2 protein-coding genes are annotated in these 3184 nt (G+C 51.2%); both read right to left on the bottom strand.

Going from position 1 to position 3184, the window contains the following annotated elements; translation table 11 throughout:
* Positions 1 to 84: 84 nt before the first annotated feature.
* On the bottom strand, positions 85 to 705 hold the full coding sequence (locus MHN01_RS22045) for a DUF3157 family protein (protein ID WP_239413450.1): 621 nt from the start codon (positions 703 to 705) through the stop codon (positions 85 to 87).
* A 158-nt stretch (positions 706 to 863) separates the two neighbouring features.
* The coding region (gene nifJ, locus MHN01_RS22050) for a pyruvate:ferredoxin (flavodoxin) oxidoreductase (protein WP_239413451.1) at positions 864 to 3184 on the bottom strand (2321 nt) is incomplete at its 5' end.

Genomic DNA, 3184 nt, shown 5'->3' on the forward strand with positions numbered 1-3184 from the left:
TACTAATCTACGCCTCGATATAGGGCTTATCAATCAACAGCCCGACAGTAGGCTCTAATTTGTGAACACAGATGACCCTATCAATTACCAGTGCTCAACTTCGATAATTTCGGTCTTGATAAAGTATTCCTTGGCCTCAGGCACCTTCACAACGATTGGTTTACCTTTCTCCTGGGTTTTAGGGCGGAAGTAAGTTTCGGCCATACGCTTAACTGACGTCCAGATCTTAGACTGTTGGTTAGCTAACTCACGGCCCTGCGAGTTATACACAGTCACATCCACCTCTACCAGCACAACCGACTCTGTGCTCTGATTGGTTAACGAGGTCGGGATCACCAGCTCGCCATTGCGGTAAGAAGCAGGTCGCAATAACACATCAACACCAGAGCGACTTAACTGCTGAATGTTTTTATTCTCACCAACCGTAAATTGCACACCTTTTGCGGCGGAAACCACAGGTACCGCAGTTATGACAGCCGGGGCTGCTGGTGCTACCGGAGCTGCCAAATTAGGTTTTGGCTCGGCTTTTTGATCAGCAACCGGGTGCTGCCTTTGTTCAACCGGAACAACATACTGCCAGGTAAAGTCATCATGCAATACAACCTGACGACCATCTTTCAATGTTGCCACCTGCGGGGCTGCCCATACACTTCCGGCAACCATTAACCCTGCCAATACGCCGCCGATCCGATTCAGTGTTCCCATACCTCTATCCTTACAACCAAAATTAGGCATACCAACCAGTATAGCCACAACAAAGCACTGCTAGCTCACTGGAAATATTCATTTTTATTTAGGCTCGACAGCCTAACACAAAAAAGGGCCTGACGGCCCTTTTGGTATTATTTAACACTCAATGATTACTAGTTAGCATCAAGCTCAACATGCGGTGCAACCGAACCTTGCTTGCGTGTCGCCAGCTCTTCATAGAGCTGCCACTTACGCTTGGCAACCTGCTGAGCATGTGCGGTGATTTCAGCCGCGGCTTCAGGGTTGCTCCGACGCAGGATCTGGTAGCGCGCCTCATTATAGCGGTACTCCTCAAGCGGGATCGTCGGCCGCAAGGTATCGAGCGAGAACGGATTCTCGCCGACATCACGCAGGGCCGGATTATAACGGAATAACGGCCAGTGACCGGATTGCACCGCCAGTTGCTGCTGATGCAGGCCATCTTCCATATTGATACCGTGAGCAATACAGTGGCTGTAGGCAATGATGATTGACGGGCCTTTATAGGCTTCGGCCTCTCGCATTGCCAGCAGTACCTGCTGCGGATCAGCGCCTAATGCTACCCGGGCAACATAGACGTTGTTATAGGATATGGCCTGCATCGCCACATCTTTCTTGGTCGCCTGTTTACCGGCTGCGGCAAACTTGGCAACCGCACCAAGCGGCGTCGACTTCGACATCTGGCCACCGGTATTGGAGTACACCTCGGTATCCATGACCAGTACGTTGACATCCGCCCCGCTCGCAAGCACATGGTCAAGACCACTCGAACCAATATCATAGGCCCAACCGTCACCTCCTACTATCCAGATGGAGCGGCGGATCAGTTGATCGGCGACTGACATCAGGTTCAGGGCAGACTCAGTACCAATGGTCTCCAACTCCGCTTTCAGAGTATCAACTCGTTTTATCTGAGCCTGGATATCCGTTTCGGTTAGCTGCTCGGCATGCAATAGTTGATCAACCAGTAGTGGATCAAGCTGATCGCGATTTTCCACCAGCAACTGCTCAGCCACCTCGTGCTGCTTAACAGCGGCAAGACGGAAGCCAAAGCCAAATTCAGCGTTATCTTCGAACAGCGAGTTAGCCCAGGCCGGTCCGCGTCCTTCTGCATTCTTCGCCCAAGGCGTTGTCGGCAAGTTACCACCATAAATCGACGAACATCCCGTCGCGTTGGCAATCATGAGTCGATCACCAAATAGCTGGGACATCAACTTGAGATACGGGGTTTCACCACAGCCCGAACACGCTCCCGAGAACTCAAATAACGGCTGAAGGAACTGGGCACCGCGAACATTGGAGAAATCAACACGAGCACGCTCGTTATATGGAATGGTTTCGAAAAAGTCGAGGTTCTTCTTCTCCTGCTCCATATATGGCGCTTTCAGCTCCATATTGATGGCCTTGCGCTCCGGCTGATCATCCGTCGCTTCCTGAACCACCATCGGACAGGCATCAACACACAGGCTACATCCGGTACAATCTTCGGCATACACCTGCAACGTATAACGGGTATCCGGGAAGCCACGGGCGGTAATACCTGCAGACTTAAAGCCTTCCGGCGCTTCTTCGAGTTTTGATTTATCGTAGAACTTGGCCCTGATCGCCGCATGAGGACAAACGATGCTGCAGTTACCGCACTGAATACAGTCTTGCTGCTCCCAGACCGGGATCTTCTGGGCAATGTTTCGCTTCTCCCACTGGGTTGTACCTGACGGATAAGTCCCGTCGACTGGCAGCATAGAAACCGGGATCAAATCCCCCTTGCCTGCCATCATCTGAGCCGTCACTTTCTGCACAAACTCAGGTGCTTTTTCCGACACCACAGGTTTGTCCTGCTCACTAGCCGTCACCTTGGCAGGAACCTTAACCTGATAAAGGTGGGCCAGAGTATGATCAACAGCCGCAAAGTTCTTCTGCACCACTTCCGGGCCTTTGCGAGAATATGTCTTCTCGATGGCCTTTTTGATCTTGGCAATTGCCAAGTCTTTTTCCAGAACGCCGGAAAGGGCAAAGAAGCAAGTCTGCATTATGGTGTTGATACGGTTACCCATACCGGTATCGCGCGCAACCTTGTAGGCATCAATGATATGAAGCTGCATATTGCGCTCGATAAGCTGCTGCTGCATTCGAGCAGGCAGGCTATCCCAGACGTCATCAACCGGCGCTGTAGTATTGAGCAAGAAAGTGGCATTATCGGCCGCTTTTGCCAGCATATCGGTGCTTTCGACAAAGGTAGCCTGGTGGCAGGCAACAAAGTTTGCCGACTGTATCAAATAAGGACTATTGACCGGATGATGGCCGAATCTCAGGTGCGACTCAGTTTGCGAGCCTGATTTTTTCGAATCATAGACAAAGTAGCCCTGAGCAAAATAATCCGGATCTTCACCGATGATCTTAATGGTATTTTTGTTCGCCCCAACGGTACCATCGGCACCCAGACCGTAGAACATCG

It is taken from the genome of Photobacterium sp. OFAV2-7, from assembly GCF_022347985.1.
Taxonomy (GTDB): domain Bacteria; phylum Pseudomonadota; class Gammaproteobacteria; order Enterobacterales; family Vibrionaceae; genus Photobacterium.

Bases quoted from the DNA above. Each gene is read 5' to 3' on its own strand.
- MHN01_RS22045 (WP_239413450.1), bottom strand. From the start codon at position 705: ATGGGAACACTGAATCGGATCGGCGGCGTATTGGCAGGGTTAATGGTT.